The 20,500-nt window shown below is 34.6% G+C and carries 23 protein-coding genes and 1 pseudogene; 6 read left to right on the top strand and 18 right to left on the bottom strand.

From position 1 onward, the window contains the following. Nucleotides 1-64 precede the first annotated feature (64 nt). Entirely contained in the window at nucleotides 65-1,315 is a 1,251-nt protein-coding gene (locus A4G25_RS11375) for a lipid II:glycine glycyltransferase FemX (protein WP_047130873.1), read from the bottom strand. 121 nt (nucleotides 1,316-1,436) lie between these two features. Here A4G25_RS11375 and A4G25_RS11370 point away from each other — a divergent pair, with 121 nt between their 5' ends. Continuing rightward, on the top strand, nucleotides 1,437-1,688 hold the full coding sequence (locus tag A4G25_RS11370; protein WP_047130874.1) for a hypothetical protein: 252 nt from the start codon (nucleotides 1,437-1,439) through the stop codon (nucleotides 1,686-1,688). Here A4G25_RS11370 and A4G25_RS11365 read toward each other — a convergent pair. Next, a complete protein-coding gene (locus tag A4G25_RS11365) occupies nucleotides 1,685-2,440 on the bottom strand; it encodes a VOC family protein (protein WP_047130875.1) in 756 nt (251 codons plus the stop codon). The genes A4G25_RS11370 and A4G25_RS11365 overlap by 4 nt on opposite strands. 269 nt (nucleotides 2,441-2,709) lie before the next feature. On the opposite strand from A4G25_RS11365, the gene A4G25_RS11360 reads away from it, so the two are divergent. Further along, on the top strand, nucleotides 2,710-3,126 hold the full coding sequence (locus tag A4G25_RS11360) for a MarR family winged helix-turn-helix transcriptional regulator (protein ID WP_047130876.1): 417 nt from the start codon (nucleotides 2,710-2,712) through the stop codon (nucleotides 3,124-3,126). Nucleotides 3,127-3,190: 64 nt separating this feature from the next. Next, on the top strand, nucleotides 3,191-4,336 hold the full coding sequence (locus A4G25_RS11355) for an MFS transporter (protein WP_047130878.1): 1,146 nt from the start codon (nucleotides 3,191-3,193) through the stop codon (nucleotides 4,334-4,336). Nucleotides 4,337-4,390: 54 nt separating this feature from the next. Here A4G25_RS11355 and A4G25_RS12895 read toward each other — a convergent pair. After that, a pseudogene (locus A4G25_RS12895) lies at nucleotides 4,391-4,561 on the bottom strand (response regulator transcription factor); the annotation flags it as partial. A gap of 463 nt (nucleotides 4,562-5,024) precedes the next feature. Between A4G25_RS12895 and A4G25_RS11350 the strand changes: the two are divergent. Both A4G25_RS11350 and A4G25_RS11345 read left to right on the top strand, forming a co-directional pair. Continuing rightward, complete coding sequence (locus A4G25_RS11350; RefSeq protein WP_047130877.1) at nucleotides 5,025-5,372, top strand: transcriptional regulator, SarA/Rot family; 348 nt, start codon at nucleotides 5,025-5,027, stop codon at nucleotides 5,370-5,372. Between the two features lie 127 nt (nucleotides 5,373-5,499). Continuing rightward, nucleotides 5,500-6,816, top strand: a complete 1,317-nt coding sequence (locus tag A4G25_RS11345) for an ISL3 family transposase (RefSeq protein WP_063164607.1) — start codon at nucleotides 5,500-5,502, stop codon at nucleotides 6,814-6,816. Between the two features lie 99 nt (nucleotides 6,817-6,915). On the opposite strand, the gene moaA is transcribed toward A4G25_RS11345, so the two are convergent. Genes moaA through A4G25_RS11315 form a run of 6 tightly spaced genes read right to left on the bottom strand, consistent with a single transcriptional unit; the run spans nucleotide 6,916 to nucleotide 11,011 of the window. Further along, a complete protein-coding gene (moaA, locus tag A4G25_RS11340; RefSeq protein ID WP_047132203.1) occupies nucleotides 6,916-7,938 on the bottom strand; it encodes a GTP 3',8-cyclase MoaA in 1,023 nt (340 codons plus the stop codon). Nucleotides 7,939-7,992: 54 nt separating this feature from the next. Next, entirely contained in the window at nucleotides 7,993-8,586 is a 594-nt protein-coding gene (gene mobA, locus A4G25_RS11335) for a molybdenum cofactor guanylyltransferase MobA (RefSeq protein WP_047132204.1), read from the bottom strand. A 4-nt stretch (nucleotides 8,587-8,590) separates the two neighbouring features. Continuing rightward, nucleotides 8,591-8,824 carry a molybdopterin converting factor subunit 1 gene (gene moaD / locus A4G25_RS11330; protein ID WP_015901000.1) on the bottom strand — a complete coding sequence of 78 codons (234 nt, stop codon included), beginning with the start codon at nucleotides 8,822-8,824 and terminating at the stop codon, nucleotides 8,591-8,593. Further along, complete coding sequence (locus A4G25_RS11325; RefSeq protein ID WP_047132205.1) at nucleotides 8,824-9,276, bottom strand: molybdenum cofactor biosynthesis protein MoaE; 453 nt, start codon at nucleotides 9,274-9,276, stop codon at nucleotides 8,824-8,826. The genes moaD and A4G25_RS11325 overlap by 1 nt, the downstream gene beginning before the upstream one ends. Next, nucleotides 9,273-9,755: a molybdopterin-guanine dinucleotide biosynthesis protein B gene (gene mobB / locus A4G25_RS11320; protein ID WP_047132206.1), complete on the bottom strand. Its 483-nt coding sequence runs from the start codon at nucleotides 9,753-9,755 to the stop codon at nucleotides 9,273-9,275. Before mobB ends, A4G25_RS11325 begins: the two co-directional genes overlap by 4 nt. After that, the gene (locus tag A4G25_RS11315; RefSeq protein ID WP_047132207.1) at nucleotides 9,752-11,011 is read right to left on the bottom strand and encodes a molybdopterin molybdotransferase MoeA; all 1,260 of its coding nucleotides are present in this window, start codon (nucleotides 11,009-11,011) and stop codon (nucleotides 9,752-9,754) included. The genes mobB and A4G25_RS11315 overlap by 4 nt, the downstream gene beginning before the upstream one ends. 64 nt (nucleotides 11,012-11,075) lie before the next feature. Between A4G25_RS11315 and moaC the strand changes: the two genes are divergently transcribed. Next, nucleotides 11,076-11,561 carry a cyclic pyranopterin monophosphate synthase MoaC gene (gene moaC / locus A4G25_RS11310; protein ID WP_046099954.1) on the top strand — a complete coding sequence of 162 codons (486 nt, stop codon included), beginning with the start codon at nucleotides 11,076-11,078 and terminating at the stop codon, nucleotides 11,559-11,561. A gap of 183 nt (nucleotides 11,562-11,744) precedes the next feature. Here moaC and A4G25_RS11305 read toward each other — a convergent pair whose 3' ends face one another. The 9 genes from A4G25_RS11305 to A4G25_RS11265 all read right to left on the bottom strand — a co-directional run bounded on the left by A4G25_RS11305 (nucleotide 11,745) and on the right by A4G25_RS11265 (nucleotide 20,447). Beyond that, a complete protein-coding gene (locus tag A4G25_RS11305; protein ID WP_047132208.1) occupies nucleotides 11,745-12,257 on the bottom strand; it encodes a MogA/MoaB family molybdenum cofactor biosynthesis protein in 513 nt (170 codons plus the stop codon). 31 nt (nucleotides 12,258-12,288) lie between these two features. Next, on the bottom strand, nucleotides 12,289-13,290 hold the full coding sequence (locus tag A4G25_RS11300) for a ThiF family adenylyltransferase (protein WP_047132209.1): 1,002 nt from the start codon (nucleotides 13,288-13,290) through the stop codon (nucleotides 12,289-12,291). A 147-nt stretch (nucleotides 13,291-13,437) separates the two neighbouring features. After that, on the bottom strand, nucleotides 13,438-14,046 hold the full coding sequence (locus tag A4G25_RS11295) for an ATP-binding cassette domain-containing protein (RefSeq protein WP_047132210.1): 609 nt from the start codon (nucleotides 14,044-14,046) through the stop codon (nucleotides 13,438-13,440). Beyond that, entirely contained in the window at nucleotides 14,047-14,718 is a 672-nt protein-coding gene (modB, locus tag A4G25_RS11290) for a molybdate ABC transporter permease subunit (RefSeq protein WP_047132211.1), read from the bottom strand. Nucleotides 14,719-14,729: 11 nt separating this feature from the next. After that, nucleotides 14,730-15,515: a molybdate ABC transporter substrate-binding protein gene (modA, locus tag A4G25_RS11285; RefSeq protein ID WP_047132212.1), complete on the bottom strand. Its 786-nt coding sequence runs from the start codon at nucleotides 15,513-15,515 to the stop codon at nucleotides 14,730-14,732. 159 nt (nucleotides 15,516-15,674) lie between these two features. Continuing rightward, nucleotides 15,675-17,171 carry a UDP-glucose--hexose-1-phosphate uridylyltransferase gene (gene galT, locus A4G25_RS11280; RefSeq protein ID WP_047132213.1) on the bottom strand — a complete coding sequence of 499 codons (1,497 nt, stop codon included), beginning with the start codon at nucleotides 17,169-17,171 and terminating at the stop codon, nucleotides 15,675-15,677. 17 nt (nucleotides 17,172-17,188) lie between these two features. Then, nucleotides 17,189-18,178, bottom strand: a complete 990-nt coding sequence (gene galE / locus A4G25_RS11275; protein WP_047132214.1) for a UDP-glucose 4-epimerase GalE — start codon at nucleotides 18,176-18,178, stop codon at nucleotides 17,189-17,191. A gap of 5 nt (nucleotides 18,179-18,183) precedes the next feature. Beyond that, nucleotides 18,184-19,359 carry a galactokinase gene (locus A4G25_RS11270; RefSeq protein ID WP_047132215.1) on the bottom strand — a complete coding sequence of 392 codons (1,176 nt, stop codon included), beginning with the start codon at nucleotides 19,357-19,359 and terminating at the stop codon, nucleotides 18,184-18,186. An 89-nt stretch (nucleotides 19,360-19,448) separates the two neighbouring features. Next, complete coding sequence (locus tag A4G25_RS11265; protein WP_047132216.1) at nucleotides 19,449-20,447, bottom strand: LacI family DNA-binding transcriptional regulator; 999 nt, start codon at nucleotides 20,445-20,447, stop codon at nucleotides 19,449-19,451. Nucleotides 20,448-20,500: the final 53 nt, after the last annotated feature.

Here is a 20,500-nt window from a genome sequence, read left to right as displayed (position 1 = left end):
TTAAATAACTATAAAAAATAACTGCCACCTTTAATTAAGATGGCAGTTTAATCGGTCAGGATTATTATTTTCCTTTTAATTTACGTGAAGCTTTTATTTTAGCTTTTGTCAAACGCGGTTTTACTTGTTCAACGATATAATAAAGCGGTTTGTTTAAGACGTAATCGAACTCTCCAACTTTTTCACTGAGGTATGTACCCCAAGTTTTTTTGAAGGCCCACAATCCATAGTGTTCAGAGTCTTTATCCGGATCATTATCAGTCCCGCCAAAATCATAAGTTGTAGCGCCTTTTTCTCTTGCATAACGCATCATTTCAAATTGCATGTGATGGTTAGGCAAGAAATCTCGATAATCATTAGATGATGCACCATATAGGTAATAAGATTTTTTACCACAGAACATTAAGAGTGCTCCTGATAAATAAACACCTTCCGGATGCTGGTTGCGTAATTCTTCCATCTGCGCAATCAATTTTTGATTACGTGCAATCTTAGCTTCTGCATCTTTAATTTTATTTAAAGTTTTCTTATCTTGTTTTTTCTGTTTTAATTTTTCAATTTCAGCTTCTACTTCTTTATTTTCACCCGTAATTTCTTTTAATACAGGTTCTGGTTCTAATTTAACTAAGAACAATTCTGCATCTCCATCAGGATGTAAAGCATCATATACATTTTGGAAATAACTGATATCACGTGTTAAGAAACCATCACGTTCACCCGTAATACGCATTAAATCTGCGAAAATAGGCAATTGGTCGCGTCCTGCACGTTCTACTTTAGTTCCGCGCTTTAATGCTAAACGTACTTTAGAGCGATTACGACGTTCAAAGCTTTTAATTAATTCTTCATCTGTTTGATCAATCGGAGTAATCATTGTCATACGTGGTTGAATATAATCTTTAGAAAGACCTTCTTTGAATCCTTTATGCACAAAACCTAATTGTCTAAGATTGGTTAAAGTATCCCCTGCTTTGTCAACTTCAACATCTGGGTCGATTTTAATAGCATATGCACGTTCTTGTCGTGCAACTTTTTTTGTATATTTAAGGAGTGCCTCCAAGACTGCTTTGTCATTGTAGTCTGCTACAAATCCTCTTGATACATAGCATAGGGTATATGGCAATTTAGGAACTTTTTTAAATAAAAGCTGAGCCACTCCTTTAATTTCTCCATTTTCACCTACAGCTACTCTTTTTGAATACCATCCAGTTAATTTTTTGGTTTCTGCCCATTGTGTTAATTGGAGCAAATCACCGTTCGGATGAGATTTGACAAATGCATCATGTTCTTGGTTAGTGATATTCATCTTTTCCATACTATACGCTCTCCTTTATTTTCCTTACAGTAATTCTTATTATACAATGAAAGTAAGTAACTTTCATTTCGTAATCTCACGAAATCAAAACAAAACTACAAATGATTTAGAGGTGAGAAGAATGAGAAATATATTTTTAATTGTCATGATTATTCTAAATATCATCGCAATCTGTATCACATTAAGTGTACAACCAGGTGTTTCTTATCTGAGTTTACGTGTTATTTTTGTAGGCTTTTCTACAATTATTTCATTTTATCTAATGCTGCTCCGCAAAACCAGAACTGACTTATTATTTTCAATTGGTTTATTTGTAGTAGCGCTTATACATGTTTCTGTTATTGCTAGTGAAGTGTATCACTATATTTATTAAGGAACAAAATGATATTCAGCTCCACGCGTCGTAATATTATAAGGCGCATCTGTTTCTTTATCCTGAATTACAATATCATACCCATTTTTACGAGCTTTACGAATTCTGAACTCAATTTTTTCATTCGGTAATGATAAAATTGTAACATCTTCATCAGATGATTTGACCTCCATATCAAACCAATCACGCCATTGATTCACCACTTGATTTTTATTAGTTGTGTGAACTTCAATGGCTTTTATTTCGAATTCAGGCTGGAATTTACTTTTTAATGATTCTTCCCTTTCTTCTTCTGACTTCGACCATTGAATAAAGAATGGCGGTTTCAAATCACTATTGGGCTGGTTTAAATAAAGTAATTGCCAAGAAGTTTGTTCTCCTCTTTTATTTTCACGCCCCATTTGAAGAGGTCCCACTGTATCTACACCTTTTGCTTCGAGTTCTGTTTTTAATTTTTCAATATTATCAGTTCGTAATGCAAATGCTTTAAAACCTTGTTTAAAATTATCTTGTACAATTTTTGCTACGAATGATACACGGCCTTCATTTGTTTTAATCACTTTTTTTAATTTTTCTTCATCACTTACACCTATAATTTCAATATATGCTAAATCAGTATAAGCCAGTTTATTATGTGTTGCATAACGATTATGCAAACCACCCGGAACAACTTTAAGAATTTCCCCTGGATACTGGAATTCATCAATATGTTTAATGTAATGAATGATGTGATCAAATTTTAAATTCTGCATTTCGGTCACCTCTCTAGTTTTCTCCATCTTATCAAATTATATTTCAGAATGCTTTCGCAATGGTTTCTAATTTATTTTCTCTAACCCTCTTGATTTATGTCCTAAATCATCCTACAATAGACAAAGTGAATTAGTTAGCAAAGCTAACCATTTATATAGAAGAAGTAAAATAAACAATTCCCTGCAAATCTTGTTTACTTCGTTTTCTATAAGGGGTTGAGACACTTTTGTCCCAACCCCTTGCTATCTTGTAAAAGGAGTGACTAACCGTGGATGTCAATCAATTGTTTAATAGCTTTACAGAACTTTATAGACCCTACATCAAACGTGTTCAACCTATTTTAGATAAGTATGATTTACATACTGCCCAGTTCCTAGTTTTAAAAGATATTTACTTGCATGAACAAACAACGCTTGTTCAGATTTCAAAACGACGTTCTATTGAAAAACCCTCTGCACGTAAACTTTTAAAAGTCTTAATTGAGCAAGAATTACTTATTGTTACACAAGGAGAAGATAAAAGAGAAAAGTTACTTTCTTTATCCGATAAAGGATTCCAAGTTTATCAAGAAGCTATGAATGAGATCACAGCCTTTCAAGAAAGTATTATCGACCAAGCAGCACTTAATGAAAAAGAAATAAATGCTGCGGTTCAAACTTTTGAAAAGTTAAAAAATATATTATAAGGAGGCATGTTGCGTGGAACAGACAGAAACACATCGCGCACCCATTTGGACTAAGAGTTTTAATATGAATTTCTTAGTCAATTTCTTTGTATATCTTTGTATGTACTTATTAATCGTAGTCATAGCTGGCTACAGTAAAACAGAATTCCATGCCTCAGACAGTTTAGCAGGCTTGGTAACAGGTTTATTCATTGTCGGTTCTTTGATCGGTCGTTTTATCACAGGAAAATATGTCAATGCAATCGGCCCTAAGAAAACATTATTAATCGGCCTTATATTTTTAATTATTACACAGCTACTTTACTTTATTGAAGGCTCACTAGGCTTTTTAATGTTTACACGTTTAATTAATGGTGTGGCCACTGCAGTAGCTACAACAGCTACCGGAACAATAGCAGCTTATATCACACCTCCAGAACGAAAAAGTGAAGGTATCAGCATGTTCTCACTTAGTTTAGTGCTTGGAACAGCAATTGGTCCTTTCTTCGGCTTGTTGTTATCAAGTCATTTCTCTATAGATGTTTTATTCGGACTTTGTCTGGTTTTCGGTATTGTTTCATTGATTCTCTCATTTTTCATCAATATCGAATTTGAAACAACTCCGCTTTCTAAAACTGGTGGCAAAAGTGGATTTAGTCTCAGTCAATTTATCGCATTAGATGCAGTACCGATTGCTATTGTGATTTTAATTACTGGTTTAACTTATTCATCTATTTTGACATTCTTGAAATTCTTTGCAGAAGAGCGTGATTTAGTAACTGTTTCAAGTTATTTCTTTATTTTCTATGCTCTTACTTCGCTTGTTACACGTCCTATTACCGGTCGTTTAATGGATGACAAGAATGAAAACATAGTGGTTTATCCTGCATATATATTCTTATTTGCAACTTTTGTAATGCTCTATTTTGCACACTCTGGTTGGTTACTATTACTTGCAGGCGCCGCATTAGGTATCGGTTACGGCAACTTATCTTCATTAATGCAAGCAATTGCAATCAAAGTCACAACTCCAGAGAAATATGGTCTTGCGACTTCAACTTACTTCATTGGTATTGATATAGGTATTGGTTTCGGGCCATCTTTATTAGGTGCATTCACATCATCAATTACTTATGGTCAATTATATGGTGTGATGGCAATCTTAACAGTTATTACTGCTATCGTATACTTCCTGTTACATGGTCGAAAAGTTAAAAATTTTGTTAGTTAATATTAATAAATCAAAAAAGTGCCTGAACTGCTTCAAGCATTTCAGACACTTTTTTTATAATATCCAACCTTTAGATTCTGCAATTTTCCATGCATCAAAACGATTTTCCGCTGCTAACTTATCAATTGCTGTCGATGTATAATTACGTACTGTGCCATCAGATAAGTATAGCTTACTCGCTATTTCTTTACTCGAATAACCTTGACCAATCTCTTTTAAAATCAGTCATACTTTCCCCTTCTTTAATTCCAAATGATACATTATCAACAGCGAGAACTCCTTTAAAACATTTAGAAACTCTATTGAAATTAATCACCATGACCCCCCTTCAAACTTTCTATTTTTATTTTAAAAATATTTATAAAAGAATATAAGTCACACCTGTCATGTATCGAATATGACATTTGTCATATAAATATGTATTGTTCTTCTTTTTTAATAATTTACTATTTAATAACATTCGATATCATCAAGCAAGAAAGATTATATGCACTTTAATATTATCAATCATAAAAATTATTATTAAAAACGAAGATATGCAGTTTCGAAGCGTTTTATATACCTATATTTGTACTTTATAGTAAATGAAAAACAATAGATTTAATATGACATTCGTTATATAATTTAATAGTAAACAATGCAAAATGAGCTCACTTATCAACATAGAATAACACTAGGAGGAGTAGCAATGACAAAAGCTATAAATCAGTTAATTACTACAGAATGCCAACTCAGTCAAATCAAACATTGGTTAAAAACGACACATCAAATGAACATGGAAGAATTTATTATTTTATATAAAATTCATTCCGTTGAAAAAATGAGTGGTAAAGAATTAAGAGATTCTTTGCATTACGAAATGAAATGGAATACAAGTAAGATAGACGTACTTATTCGTAAACTTTACAAAAAAAATTTAATTGCGAAGCAACGTTCTGAAACAGATGAACGACAAGTTTTTTATTTACTAGATGAAAAGCAGCACCAATTGATGTCATCGATTGTGAAACAAATTGATTTTAATATTGCAGCATAAAAAATGGTTCTATACTAAATCGGACTGGTGAGAAAATCACTCGTCCGATTTTTTGATATAAAAATAGCGCAATTATCTCTATAATTTAAAGTGACCAAACCCAAATTAAAGGAGATAAGTTGCGCCTATGAATCATTTTATATCAACTACACTGGGAATTAAAGATAAAAATATAGAATTCGATACTAAGGTTGAAGAAAAAGAGTATAAAGGAAAAACGTGTCTATTCTACTTTGGAAAATTGACGTACGTTCCTGAGCACTGTGAAAACTGCGGCTTTAAAAATACCGAGTACTCCATTATAAAAAATGGAATGAAGAATTCCCGTATTACGATACCTAAGGTATCTGAAAGACAAGCCTATTTGAACCTGAAGAAGCAGCGTTTTTACTGTAAGCACTGCTGTACGCACTTCACTGCTGAAACAAAAATAGTTGAGAGACATTGCCATATTTCGGATAATACCCGTTTAGCTGTTTTGCAGAAAGCTACCGAAATCCGTTCTCAAAAATCAATTGCTGAATCGTGTGCTGTCGGGGCTTCTACAGTTGCTCGGATGATAGATAAAGCTGCTTCTCAGATTGCTCAAAAGCCGTTCAGCGCTTTGCCTGAACATTTAATGATGGATGAATTCAAAAGTGTCAAACATGTCAGCCATAATATGAGTTTTATTTATGCTGATGCTGTGTCCCATCGTATCGTAGATATTGTTCCCGATCGCAGATTGGCAGCTCTGAAAACGCACTTTTATCGTTATTCACTAGCTGAAAGACAACGTGTGAAGACGGTATCTATCGATATGTACGAACCTTATATGTCTTTGATCAACGAAGTATTCCCTAATGCCAAAATTATTATAGACCGATTCCATATTGTACAATCATTGAATCGTGCTTTGAATATGACTCGTGTCAGTGTTATGAATACTTTCCGAAATAACGACAGACCGCTTTACAATAAATATAAGCGTTACTGGAAACTGCTTTTGAAACCTTATGAACAATTGGAGATGTTCGAATATAATAAAGTTCCTCTGTTCAAACAATGGAAAACCACCAAAGGAATTGTAGATTTCTTATTGGATTTTGATGATAAATTGTTAAACACGCATCACTATGTCCATCAGCTGCGTTACGCTTTAAAAGAAAATGATGAACAGTTATATACATCAACCATACAGGCAATAACCATGGGAAACATTGCCCCCAAACTTCAAATTTCCATCAGAACACTTAAAAATTATCATGACATGGTACTGAATACTTTGGAATATTCGAATCTGACCAACGGTCCGCTCGAAGGTATTAATAATAAGATCAAACTGATAAAAAGGGTTTCTTTCGGTTATAGAAACTTCACTAATTTGCGCAATCGTATTATTTTATGTACGAGACTTTTTTCCTCGAATCCTAAAAAAGAGATTAAGCAGCTAAAAGCTGCTTAACCTCTATAATTTGAGCCACCAGTCCTATTTGACAGAGAGCCTAAAAAATACCCGAATCTCATTTCTAATTAAAAAAGAGAGATTCGGGTATTCGACACTTTAACCACCAATATAGTTCATATTGATTTTTTTACGTTTTCTATTTGCGACTGTTTGTTCTGTACGTTCATCTGAATAACGATCATCACGGATATTCCATAATTCTTCGAACTTCGCTTGGAGTTCTTCATCTGAAACACCTGAACGCATAAATTCTTTAACATTAAAACCATCAACTGTACTGAACAAGCAACCATAAAACTTACCATCAGAAGATAATCTTGCTCTCGTACAAGTAGAACAGAATGATTGCGACACACTTGTAATCAATCCAAATTGCGCTCCATTATCTTTATGACGATAATACTTCGCAACTTCCCCATAATACTTAGGTTCTACCGCTTCAATGTCAAATTCTTCTTGAATCATTGAAAGCATTTCATCTTTTGATACAACTTTACTGAAATCCCAACCATTGTCATTACCAACATCCATGAATTCAATAAATCTGACTTGAATGTTCTTATCTTTGAAATATTGAACCATTGGGATAATCTGGTCATCGTTTACGCCTTTTTGAACAACAACATTGATTTTCACTTTAAAACCAATTGAGACAGCATAATCAATTTGTTCTAAAATTGTATCTGCTTTGATATTACGATTATTAATTGATTGGAACAGTTCATTATCAATTGCATCTAGACTTACATTGATACGTCTTAGACCTGCATCATATAATTTTTGTCCGTGTTTTTTCAGTAACAAACCATTTGTTGTTAAACCAATATCTTCTACACCTTCAATTTCATTCAAGGCTGCAATTAATTTATATAAATCTCTGCGCATTAATGGTTCTCCGCCTGTAATACGGATTTTTTTCACACCTAAGTGTGTATATACGCGTGCGATTCGTTCCATTTCACTGAAACTGAGTAATTCATCTTTGGGTAAAAAGACAAAATCATCACCGAATATTTCTTTCGGCATGCAATAATCACAACGGAAATTGCAACGGTCTGTCACAGATAATCTTAAGTCGCGAATAGGTCGTCCTAGTTTATCTGTTATCTGTTTTACCATCTTTTGACCCCCTTCTATCTGAAACGCTTACCACATTTTGTTAAACGTTAATTATTATTTCTTTATGCTCTCTAAATCTTGGGGATAATTAATATTTTTATACCATTCTGTATTATCGTCTACACTCTTAACATCTATCCAGTCAGATGCAGTTTGTTGATAAACATGACGCATACTATAATCATCTGATTCTAAAGCACGCGCAATAATCGGCAGACAATTAGGACTATAAAAGGCAATCGTCGGAATTGGACGTTCATCTTCTTTAAAGCCGGCAATATCTAATTGATCTTCAATCACATGTTCTACCATGAATTGATACAATTGGCTTATTGCTTTAGCTGTAATAAGCGGTGTATCCACCGAAATCACAAAAAATAATTCTGATTCAAAATCTTGTTTCATAACCGAATAAATTCCAGAAAGCGGACCTTTATTCTTGTGTTCTGAATCATCTACAATAACATGTGCGCCTTTAAATTCAGATGCAAGTGTTTCATTTGAACTTATAATAATTTCATTGAACATATTCATACTGTCTAATACATCTATGATTTGTTCATAAAACATCTTACCACCTATTTTCGCAAATGCTTTAGGCGCTCCAAAACGTTCTGATTGTCCTCCTGCTAATATAATAGCTTTCACTTCATTAACCCCCACTTACCGGTGGAATCAAAGCAACAACATCTGATTGGTTGATTTTTTCATGAGGCTGTACAAACTCTTCGTTTAAAGCAATTTGAAATTTCTTTCCATCTATCTCTGGATATTTTTCAAATAAATATTGTTTAAATGCTTCCACAGTCATTTCATCATCAATCTGAAATTGATCAGTATCTTTTTGCAAAATCTCTTTGATTTCAGCAAAATAAAGGACTTTCATTAATTTTGCCCCCTTTCAACTGCATCTTCATGGTAGCCGCGTTGATGGCCAATCCATTCAGCACCATCTTCCCAAATTTCTTTTTTCCAAATGGGAACGATTTCCTTAATACGATCTATTGCATACTCATTTGCTGCGTATGCATCTTTTCTATGCGGAGAAGATACCGCAATCAATACAGCGATATCTGAAATTTTTAATGGTCCGATTCGGTGAACAATACTTACAATTGTACCAGGCCATTGTTCATTAATTTCATCACCGATTTGTGCGAGCTTCTTCTCGGCCATCGGAATATAAGCTTCATATTCTAAATGTTCAGTACGTATTCCTTTAGTCCATTCTCTGACATGTCCTGTAAATACAACCACTGCTCCTTGGTGCGGATTAAGTGTAAAGTCTCGATACTGTTCTGTTTGTATCGGTTCTGTTACAATCTCAAACTGTTTCATTCTGACTCATCCTTTTTTATATCAATCCACGATTCAAGCCAATTTTTAAAAGGCTCTAAATCACTTAATTTTTGAAACGGCAACTTATATTGTACATGACTGAGCGCTGTTAAAGAAGATAATTCTTCAGGATTTTTATAAATAACAACTTTATCATAGTCAGCATTTTTAAATCCTTCAGCTAAAATGATGTCATATTCAATTGTAACAGCTGAATCAATAATTTGGGATAAAGAGGCTTCAGACGTGCGGGTAATCGTTTCTCTGAGTTCGTGTCCTTGTACGATACTTTGATCTGCTCCCGCTTCAAAATGTTTCATATGATCCACAGTATTATCTTGCAATGTAATATCTTCTCCACCATGACCATGATGTTTGATTGTCACTACACGATAACCTTTATTTTTTAAAAACTTAACCGTTTCAGCTAACAATGTAGTTTTGCCTGAATCTTTATATCCCACAATTTGTAAAATCATAGTAATAGTTCCTCTTCAAATACATCTGTTTCTGTTAAAATCACATCTACTATATTACCTGCATGGAATCCTCTTGTACCACTTGGCAACATCACCATTGAATTACTGTGTGCAATGGCTACAACGGCTCCTGATTTATTAAATCCTGAAGGTACAACTGTAGCTTCCATTCCATTTAAAGTAGCTTTTGATCTAATAAAACGTGTGAATGGGTTGGCTTTTTTGAAATCTTCCATTAAAGTTGCTTTCACAACTTGAGGGAATTTTTCATTAGCACCCATCATATTCAATACGCCTGTTTTAACAAATAATTGGAAACCTGTATAACAAGCTGATGGATTTCCTGATAAACCAAATAAATATTTACCTTGTGCAACCGCTACAGTTGTAACACTGCCTGGTCTCATTTGTACTTTGTTGAATAATACTTCAGCATCTAAAGCTTTGTATATTTCAGGAAGGTAATCAAAATCACCTACTGAAACACCGCCAGTCGTAATGACCATATCATGTGTTTCCATTGCTTGTTTTACGACAGCAATACTGCTTTCTAAGTCGTCTTCTTGAATTTTATAAACTTCGCCATCTAAACCAAATTGATTTAATAAGCCTTCAATCATAGGTCCGTTAGAATTACGAATTTTACCTGGTTCTAATTCATCACCGACATCTAATAATTCACTGCCTGTTGCGATAATTGCAGCAGAAGGTAATTTACGAACTGGAACTTCTGTGTAGCCGAATGTTGCAAGCACTGCAATACCGCCGGCATTAATACGTTGTCCTTTTTTCAATACAACATCGCCAACTTCTGTTTCCTCACCTTTTAAAGACACATTTTCATTGTGAGAAAATGCTTTACGGATTGTAAATGTATGGTCGCCTTCTTTTGTTTGTTCTAGCATAACCACAGCATCTGCACCTGCTGGAACTTCTGCACCTGTCATGATTCGAACAGCTTGATTAGGACCTACAGTTTTATCTGAAACAGAACCTGCACCGATGTGATCAATCACTTCAAATTCAATACGATTATCTCCGCTTGCACCAACTGTATCTTCACTTCTCAAAGCAAATCCATCATAAGGTGATTTATTGAATCTTGGAATTTCATAAGTTGCTACAATATCTTCTGCTAGTACATAACCTAAACTTTTATTTAAAGGCACATTTTGTACTTCAGTTTCAATATCTTGTTCAACTACACGCTTGATAGCTTCTCTAACTGATATTGGATTTCTTTTTTCAACTGGCATAATTTATCTGCTCCTAACATTCAATTTAATTCGTGCTATAATTATTTAAGCGAGGAGGAATAGCATGTCTGAATTTACTCATATCAACGAACAAGGTAATGCGAAAATGGTAGATGTTTCTGAAAAAGAAATTACGAAACGTACTGCTACCGCTCATTCAAGTATTACCGTCAATCAAGATATTTATCAGCAAATTGTCGATCATACAAATAAGAAAGGTAATGTGCTGAACACTGCACAGATTGCTGGAATTATGGCTGCCAAAAATACATCCACGATTATTCCAATGTGCCATCCGCTCTCACTTACTGGTATCGATATTGCCTTCGAATGGGATACAACATCTTCTTATACATTAAACATTGAAGCTACTGTTTCAACATCTGGTAAAACCGGAGTAGAGATGGAAGCCTTGACTGCTGCTTCCGCTACTGCTTTAACGGTTTATGATATGACCAAAGCTTTAGATAAAGGGATGGTCATCGGAGAAACATATCTTCTAACTAAATCCGGCGGCAAATCTGGCGACTATCGCCGAGAATCTAAATAATATTCTTTATTTAAATTATATACCCGTTCTGAGTTATTTAATTTAAACAGAACAAAATACGGAATTGTTGAGCAGCAACATTTTTTATTTAAGATAAAATGTCCGCTCAATGATTCCGTTTTTTCGTATCATATATTAATTATAAATCTCATCCTTGATTTGATAATCGTCTATAAGGATGATTTATTTCGTCAATTCATGAATTAAATGGTTTAATTCTGGTTTGATGAGTTTATTTAATGCAAGTTTCACTGCGCCAGTTGAACCTGGTACTGAGAAAATAAGCTGTTCTCCGACTGTACCTGCTACTGCACGTGAAAGTAATGCACGTGTACCGACATCTTCTGCATAACTTAAATATCTGAATAATTCACCGAAGCCTTCAATTTGTTTTGTAAGCAATGGTGTTACAGCTTCAATAGTAACATCACGTTGTGCGATACCTGTACCCCCTGTTGTGACAATGACATCTACATCTTCAGCCAACCATTGTTGTAATTGCTCTGTAATCGCTTGTTTATCATCTTTTACAATTGCATAATGCTCTGGTTTAATTTCTACATTGATTTCAGACAATAATTCTTTTGCTAAGTTGCCGCCTTTATCTGTTTCTGGTGTTCTCGTATCTGATACAGTCAACACTGCACATTGAATATCTCTATCTAGCTTAACGTTTACATGTTCGTTTTTTGTCATTCGATTGACCTCCGTTATTTATAATCTACTTCTAGCCTAACAGTTGATTCATTAATTTAATAGCCTCAGTCGGCTTTGTCATCCCATGAATTAACATTCTTCCACCTGAAAAACTTACAATACGATGTCCATTAAATTCAAAGCGAAGCATATAGGGATTCGCATGATAATGAATATGATGAGCATCTAAATATTGCTTCAACATTTCCTGGGTAATATTCTCATTACTATATTGTACTGTATCTCTTCCGCATAATGTTGCATATTGCTGATCGGTTTGATGTAAATGAGGATACGTCGGATTCGGTCCGCAAGTCGTACAAGCGGAATCAAACATTCGGCTGAAACCGAATGTATAATGTGTACCTTCCCATATGTCACCATAAGTTAATTTAGGTGTAAAGGATGTGTCTGTCAGTATTTTCAAAGCATCTCTTAACTGCAAACTTGTTGTCATTGTAACAGCTGGTTGTATGACGCCTACTGTATCACAAGTCATATTAATGACTGGCAATTGTGGCATCACACAATTAAAACAAGGTGTTTGACCTGGAATAAAAGCCGCTTCTATATACGTACTTTGTACGACGCCTCCATATATCCAAGGTATATTATATTTATACGCAAAATCATTTACCAATAAACGCGTATCAAAGTTATCTGTTGCATCTAATATTAAATCCACATGTTGTGCATGTTCTTCTAAAAATGGCGCATTTACTTGTTCGATATATGCATCAATTTCAATATCACTTCGTATTTCCGTTAATCTTTCTTTTGCAGCAATTACTTTAGGCAATGCTTCTTCAGCGTCTTGTTCTGTATACATTGTTTGCCGCTGCAGATTGCTGAATTCAATATAATCACGATCAACGATAGTCAATTTACGCACCCCAGCGCGTACTAAACCATCAGCAAGGTGTGTCCCTAAGGCTCCCATGCCGATAATCAAGACGTGCTTTTGCGATATTTTTTCTTGACCTTCCACTCCAATATTTTTAAATAATATTTGTCGTGAATAGCGTTCATTCATATTTTTTTATCCTTTCTAAAATACATTACTTTCATTATATGATGATTCTGAGAACGACACAATTTTCCGAACTCCTTTTTTAAGGACACATTAAACCCGACATGTACTGAATTTTTCAGTACGATGTCGGGTTATGTTTCAAAGTAGCTATGAACCTATTGTAATAATCTCATCTGCAAGCTGCTCAGCTTCATAGTTTGAATGTGTAACGAAAATAATTGGAATCTGCCAATCATCAAACATTCTTTTAACTAAATGCATACTTTCTTCTTTCGTAGCATCATCTAAACTTGAAAAAGGCTCGTCTAAAAGCAGGATATCAGGCCGTGTGCTCAATGCTCTAGCAAGTGCTACACGCTGAGATTCTCCTCCTGATAAACGTGCAGGATATTGTTTAGTTAAATGCACAATATTCAATTGACGCATCAGTTCATCTATATGTTCTGAGGGTTTGGCCATAAAAGTAATATTCTGCATGACTGTCATATTTGGAAAGAGCTGATAATCTTGGAACAGATATCCGATACCGCGTTCTTGAATTTTAACATTCACATCGTGTTCAGTATCTGTTAATAAATGATCATCCATCTTAATGTATGCTCGGTCTGCTTTACGCAATCCTGCAATCATATTCAGCACAGTGGTTTTGCCGATACCAGATGGTCCCCTGATTGCATAAATTTTCGGTTGATCGTCATTAATATCTAGTTGAATAAAATGATCACGCAGTTGATATTCAATTTGGATGGTAAGCATTTAGTCCACCTCCAAATATTTATCACGGTTAATCATATTAATTGTACCGATAACTGTAATTGCAAAAGCGACGAGTACCAATACCCATAACCATGCTTCATTTTCTTTTCCTTGTTCTACTAAGAAATAAATTTCCAATGGTAGAGTGTTAGTTTTATTCGGAATGTAACCTGCAACCATGAGTGTTGCACCGAATTCCCCAATTGCTCTTGCAAATGCCATCATAATTCCTGATAAAATAGAACGTTTAGATAAAGGTAAAATCAAACGAAAGAATATTTTATTCTCACTTGCTCCCATAGTACGTGCAGTATTTAACATTTTATTGTTAATCCCTCGAAATCCTTGTATTGTATGCTGGTACATTAATGGGAAACTTACAACAACGGACGCTATTACAGCGCCCGTCAATGTAAACACTACCGGCATATGTAGAACATTTGCGAAAAATGAACCTACCGGACTTCTTGGAGAAAATACGATTAAGAGTAAGAACCCCATTACTGTCGGCGGCAGAACAATCGGCAGTATAATGATACTTTCTAGAAGAGTTACTATGCGTCCTCGATAACGATATAAAAGTCTGGATATAATAATGCCCAGTATCGAAACGATAATCGTGCTGATTACAGCCACTTTTATAGATATCCAAAATGGCGTTAAATCAGGCATTTATGTTCCTCCTAGTTTTCGAATTTATATTCTTTCATGATTTTTTTAGCTTTATCCGTTTTTAGGAATTTCATCCAATCTTTTGCTGATTTACTATCAGATGTTGCACCTGCTTCATAAACGATTGGTTTTTTCAATTCGACTTGTTCGATTTCTCTTACTTTGTCATTTTTAGTTTTGTCTGGATATAAATCTGTTTTATAAACAAATCCTAATTGAGCATTTCCTTTTTCAACATAGTTCAATACCTGACGGACGTCTTTAGCATAAACTAATTTGTCTTTAACACCATCGTATAAACCATTGTCTTGTAAGTATTGAGTTGCATATTTACCAGCTGGTACTGATTTAGCTTCTCCAATAGCTAATTTTTGACCATCTTTTAAATCTTTAACAGATTTAAGATCTGAATCTTTTTCACCGATAAGTACTAATTTGTTTTTAGCATAGTTATAAGTATCATGTGCTTTTTTCTTGTCTTTCAATGCATCAACGTCTTTTGTATTTGCTGACATAAATACATCAACTGGAGCACCTTTTTCAATTTGTTGTCTTAAAGCTCCAGAACCACCATAGTTAAATGTAATTTTAGCATCTGGGTGGTCTTTTTTAAATTCTTTTTCTAAGTCTTTAGATACGTCCGTTAAACTCGCTGCTGCTGAAATGTGCAATTCTTGTTTTTTGTCATTGCTGTCAGACTTTTTACTATCTTTTTTCTCTCCGTTGTCTGAATTAGAACAACCTGCTAACACTAAACAAATCGCTACTAATACAATTAAAAAATGCTTAATTTTCATTACAAAGCCTCCTAAAATACTAGTTTCAATTTTGATTATACCCCTAACTTCAATAAATTTCATGATATATTAAAAAACTATTTAGTATTTTTACTGCAAAGATTAACAGGTATTTATCTTTTAGTGTTTTTGCAATAAAAAAAGCCGGCAAAGCCGACTTCACAGTGTTTGTATGAATTTTTCAAACCCTTTTTGACCTTCGATGCTTTGTTTAAATACACCAGAATCTTCTAATACACGCTTAAAAATTCTTCCTACTTCTTGATGAATTATATTTTTGGCATTTTCATTATTGAAATTATATTTTTCTTTCATTTCATCTGCCCATTTTTTATGTGAAACTGGGTCAGCATTTGTATCACCAAGAACATAACGTTCTACTTCTTGAAGTTCTTGTTTTAATCTTCCAGGTAAAATAGCCGTCCCCATTACTTCAATTAAACCAATATTTTCTTTTTTAATATGATGAACATCTTTGTGAGGATGAAAGATACCATCTGGATATTGCGTTGATGTTTGATTATCTCTTAAAACTAAATCTATTTCATATTCATTAGCTGTTTGATTGAAACGTGCAATTGGGGTTACTGTATGATGTCGTGTGCCCTCTTGACTATATGCTCTGATTTCTAATGATTCATCACTGTAAGATATCCAGGTTTCAAAGATATGGTTTGCCGCTTCCGTCAATTCATCAATATTATTTCCTCTCAATCGTATAACACTCATCGGCCATTTTAATACCGATGCGCGCACACCATGAAATTGGTCCATTTTGAATTGTTTCATTTCAGGTGCATGATCCATTGGGAAAGTATGACGGCCGGTTTGGTAATGGTGATGAGAAAGAATAGAACCACCTACGATAGGCAAATCAGCATTAGAACCTGCAAAATAGTGCGGGAATTTCTGTACAAATTTTAAAAGATTGCTGAATGTTTGTCTCTCGATTTTCATAGGTTCATGGGCTTCTGATAACACAATACTATGTTCAGGGAAATAAGCATATGGAGAAAATTGAAAACCCCACGGTTGATGATTTAAATCCAACCTCACAATACGATGATTACGGCGTGCTGCTTGAGTAACAGATCCGACAAAACCTTCATTTTCCATACATAACGCATTAGCTGGATAACTCGATTGTTTTGCTTCACGTGCTTTTGCGATTTCTTTAGCATCTTTTTCAGGCTTAGATAAATTGATAGTAATTTCTAAATCACCATATTCAGTTCCAGTGTAATAATGTATGTTTTTAGCAATAGCATCTTCTTTTACATAATGGTTACGTTTACAGATTTGATAGAAATAATCTGTTGCTTTCTCTGGATGCGATTCATATAGTTCCCAAAATTTACGATTAATTGTTGAAGGTTTCGGTGTAATTAAATCTAGTAACTTTGTTTCAACAATTTCTTTTTGATAAATAACATCTTCAAGCAAACCATTTTGAATCATTTGTTGAATCCAAAATTGAGCAATCTCATTCGAAGTTGAATTATTTAATGCTTTATTATCTTTAGTTTCATCAATACTTTCAGCCTTGGTAATCTCTAAAATTAAATTTTGAAGATAATAAGCATCTTCTTTATCATAATCACCATATTGTATTGCATCGTCAATAAATCGATTGACGTATTGCCGATTCAATTTCATAATAGTGCCCCCTGTAATTAATTTGAATATCCGTTCGGATGTGATTGATGCCAGTTCCATGCTGTTTCAATAATCTCATGGATATCATCATGTTTAGGTTTCCATCCAAGTACACGCTGCGCTTTATCACTAGATGCTACTAGTTTACTCGGATCACCTGCACGTCTTTCGCCAATTTCTGCTTTGATATCTATACCGGTTGCTTTACGTGCAGCTTCTACAATTTCTATCACTGAATATCCTTGGCTGCTTCCTAAATTAAACGCACCGCTTTCTCCACCGTCTTTTAAATATTGATATGCTAAAATATGTGCTGCAATCAAATCTGTAACATGTAAATAATCGCGAACACATGAGCCATCTTCTGTATCATAATCTGTGCCGAAAATAGTGATGGCATCACGTTGTCCTAAAGCAGCTTGCAGTACGATTGGAATCAAGTGCGTTTCAGGATTATGATCTTCACCGATACTTCCGTCTTCTTTCGCGCCTGCAACATTAAAATAACGTAACGCAGCATAGTTCACACCATATGCGTTGTGGCACCAATGCATCATTTTTTCCATCATAAGTTTGCTTTCACCATATGGATTCGTTGGTGCTTTTGGCGCATCTTCTTGAATCGGAATAGTTTCTGGTTCTCCATAAACTGCTGCTGTAGAAGAAAAGATAATTTCGTTTACATTATGCGCTTTCATTACTTCTAATAATACCTGCATGCCATAAACGTTATTATTAAAATATTCTAAAGGCTTCTCAACTGATTCTCCTACTAAAGAATACGCGCAAAAATGAAAGACGCCTTCCACTTTTTCTTGTTCAAAAACATCATTCAAAAATGCTTTATCTCGAATATCTCCTTCATAAAAACGTGCTGCTTCTGGTACAGCTTGACGATGGCCTGTGCCAAGGTTATCTACGACTGCTACGTCGTAACCTTGTTCTATAAGTTGATCAGCAGCATGACTGCCGATGTATCCTGCTCCACCTAATACTAAAACTGACATTTCCTTCATCCTTCCTTGATATCTAAACTCTTCACGCCATCACCAATATTAACGTGGTAAAATGATGGTTCATATCCAATCTTCTTTGTATAATTTTCAGTTACTTCTTGTTCTAAATTTTTAATGCGGTCTTTATGGACTAACGCAATTGCACAACCAGCAAAGCCTGCGCCAGTCATACGTGCACCTAGTACGCCTTCTACTTGTTGAGCTGTTTCTGCTAGAGTATCCAATTCTATTCCAGTTACTTCATAATCTTCTTTTAACGAAGCGTGGGAAGCATTCAATAACTTACCGAATTCTATGAAATCTTTTCGATTCAAAGCATCATAAGCTTTTTTAACACGTGCATTTTCAGTTATCGCATGACGTGCACGACGCAATAATACATTGTCTTTTATTAAATAAGCATACTTTTCAAAAGTAGCCGCATCTATATGTCCCAAGGCATCAACTTCTAATTCATGTTGTAATAAGGCAAGGGCTTTCTGACATTCTTCTAGTCTTTCATTATATTTAGATTCTGCTAACTCGCGACGTTTATTTGTATTCATTATCGATATAACATAGTCTCCGAATTCAGTTGGCACATAATGATAGTCTAATGTGGCAGTATCTAAAAGTATTGCTTGGTCTTTGCGTCCCATACCAACGATGAATTGGTCCATAATCCCAGAATTCACACCGATAAAATGATTTTCAACTTTACGACCAAGATGAATCAATTCTAATCTATCAACTTCTAAATTAAAGAGCGATTTCAATAACCATCCCATCAAAATTTCAATAGATGCTGATGATGATAAACTCGCACCATTCGGTATATTTCCTTCTATTAATATGTTGAATCCCGTATCTATTTTATAGTCTAATTCTTTTAAATACTTGACCATTCCTTTTGGATAATTTGCCCAACTATGCGCTGCATCGAACTGTAATTCATCTAGTGAAAATTCAATTGTTCCTGTTGACTCAAAATTATTTGAATACAGGCAAATTTTTCTATCGTTTCTCTTACTTGCTAAACCATATGTGCCAAGTTCAATGGCTGCAGGAAAAACATAACCACCATTGTAGTCTGTATGTTCTCCAATTAAATTGATTCGTCCTGGTGTAAAGGCAGCGACTTCTGGTTGCGTATTAAATAAAGTGTCGAATTTTGATTTCATTGATGTCAGCATTTACTTTTCCCCTCTCACAAAACAGTAAATAATAGTAGTAAACACAACTAAAGTTTATCTGTTTACTAAATGTTTTGTCAAAATATTTTTTACTCTTTTTCAGAATATGACTGCCGCAAAATTAATTGTGTTTGTACAATTGTATGCAAAGCATTAGAACGTACCTTTTTGATTCTATCCTCCGCCATTGCCACAGCACTTTTTCCAAATTGTTCTATGTCGATTTGAACACTAGTCAAGGATGGTGTAACGTATTGATTCACATCTAAGTCATTGAAGCCTATGACACTCACATCTTCAGGTATGCGCTTGCCGTTTTTTTGCAAACCTTGAATCACCCCGATGGCAACCATGTCATTGCCTGCTATTACGATATCAGGTAGTTGAGATGCGGATTCAATTTCTTGTTCGCCATCTTCACGCGTCCAACCAATGAGATGTGCATCTGGTGTTTTATCTTGCGTTTTGCACCAACGTAAATAAGCATGATAACGTGCGTCGTTACTATAAGTGATATCACCATCTAAATTCATTTCTTCACGCATCCCACCGAAGTACGCTATTTTAACTTTGTGATGTTTTTGTATAATTCTGTCCAGCAGCTTATGTGTTGTTTTTTCTAAATCTGAATAAACTGCATCTATAAAATCAGGGACTTCAGGATTATTAATAACAACCATATTGGGATTGTATTGAAAAATTGTTTCTAATGCTGTTTTAGAAAAATTACCGATAACCAATAGTGCGCCCGCTTTTTTAACCTCAGACCAATCTTGTTTTTTCATCCCTGGTTCAACTCTAATTGTCTTTTTCAAAGTAAGATTCAGGCGTTTAATTTCTGTTTCGATTGCTAATCGCAACTCGCGATGAAAAGGATCTGCCATTTCTCGTCTTCTAGGTGCATAAGTAATAATTTGAACTTGACGGTTCATACGTGCCGATTTTTGGTAAGACATTTCTTCTGCTACTTTAAGCACACGCTGTCTTGTCTTATCTGATACCGACAATGTCGGATCTTCATTTAATATACGAGAAACCGTTCCTGGGCTGACTTCAGCCGCTTTTGCAATATCTCTGATACTAGCCATACACCAACCTCCTTTTGTTTACTTTAAGTTTACTATTGTAATCGCCTCGTCTC

This window comes from Staphylococcus condimenti (genome assembly GCF_001618885.1).
Classification (GTDB): domain Bacteria; phylum Bacillota; class Bacilli; order Staphylococcales; family Staphylococcaceae; genus Staphylococcus; species Staphylococcus condimenti.
Note: the sequence above shows the minus strand (reverse complement) of the source record. Positions and strands in the feature narration are given on the sequence as shown.

Coding starts and splice junctions, on each gene's coding strand:
- galE (WP_047132214.1), bottom strand. CDS start 18,178: ATGTCAGTTTTAGTATTAGGTGGAGCAGGATACATCGGCAGTCATGCT.
- A4G25_RS11355 (WP_047130878.1), top strand. CDS start 3,191: ATGAATTTCTTAGTCAATTTCTTTGTATATCTTTGTATGTACTTATTA.
- A4G25_RS11315 (WP_047132207.1), bottom strand. CDS start 11,011: ATGCCAGTTGAAAAAAGAAATCCAATATCAGTTAGAGAAGCTATCAAG.
- A4G25_RS11265 (WP_047132216.1), bottom strand. CDS start 20,447: ATGGCTAGTATCAGAGATATTGCAAAAGCGGCTGAAGTCAGCCCAGGA.
- A4G25_RS11300 (WP_047132209.1), bottom strand. CDS start 13,290: ATGAATGAACGCTATTCACGACAAATATTATTTAAAAATATTGGAGTG.
- A4G25_RS11375 (WP_047130873.1), bottom strand. CDS start 1,315: ATGGAAAAGATGAATATCACTAACCAAGAACATGATGCATTTGTCAAA.
- modA (WP_047132212.1), bottom strand. CDS start 15,515: ATGAAAATTAAGCATTTTTTAATTGTATTAGTAGCGATTTGTTTAGTG.
- moaA (WP_047132203.1), bottom strand. CDS start 7,938: ATGGTAAAACAGATAACAGATAAACTAGGACGACCTATTCGCGACTTA.
- mobB (WP_047132206.1), bottom strand. CDS start 9,755: ATGATTTTACAAATTGTGGGATATAAAGATTCAGGCAAAACTACATTG.
- A4G25_RS11370 (WP_047130874.1), top strand. CDS start 1,437: ATGAGAAATATATTTTTAATTGTCATGATTATTCTAAATATCATCGCA.
- A4G25_RS11345 (WP_063164607.1), top strand. CDS start 5,500: ATGAATCATTTTATATCAACTACACTGGGAATTAAAGATAAAAATATA.
- A4G25_RS11270 (WP_047132215.1), bottom strand. CDS start 19,359: ATGCTGACATCAATGAAATCAAAATTCGACACTTTATTTAATACGCAA.
- moaD (WP_015901000.1), bottom strand. CDS start 8,824: ATGAAAGTCCTTTATTTTGCTGAAATCAAAGAGATTTTGCAAAAAGAT.
- moaC (WP_046099954.1), top strand. CDS start 11,076: ATGTCTGAATTTACTCATATCAACGAACAAGGTAATGCGAAAATGGTA.
- modB (WP_047132211.1), bottom strand. CDS start 14,718: ATGCCTGATTTAACGCCATTTTGGATATCTATAAAAGTGGCTGTAATC.
- A4G25_RS11350 (WP_047130877.1), top strand. CDS start 5,025: ATGACAAAAGCTATAAATCAGTTAATTACTACAGAATGCCAACTCAGT.
- A4G25_RS11325 (WP_047132205.1), bottom strand. CDS start 9,276: ATGAAACAGTTTGAGATTGTAACAGAACCGATACAAACAGAACAGTAT.
- A4G25_RS11295 (WP_047132210.1), bottom strand. CDS start 14,046: ATGCTTACCATCCAAATTGAATATCAACTGCGTGATCATTTTATTCAA.
- A4G25_RS11365 (WP_047130875.1), bottom strand. CDS start 2,440: ATGCAGAATTTAAAATTTGATCACATCATTCATTACATTAAACATATT.
- A4G25_RS11305 (WP_047132208.1), bottom strand. CDS start 12,257: ATGACAAAAAACGAACATGTAAACGTTAAGCTAGATAGAGATATTCAA.
- galT (WP_047132213.1), bottom strand. CDS start 17,171: ATGAAATTGAATCGGCAATACGTCAATCGATTTATTGACGATGCAATA.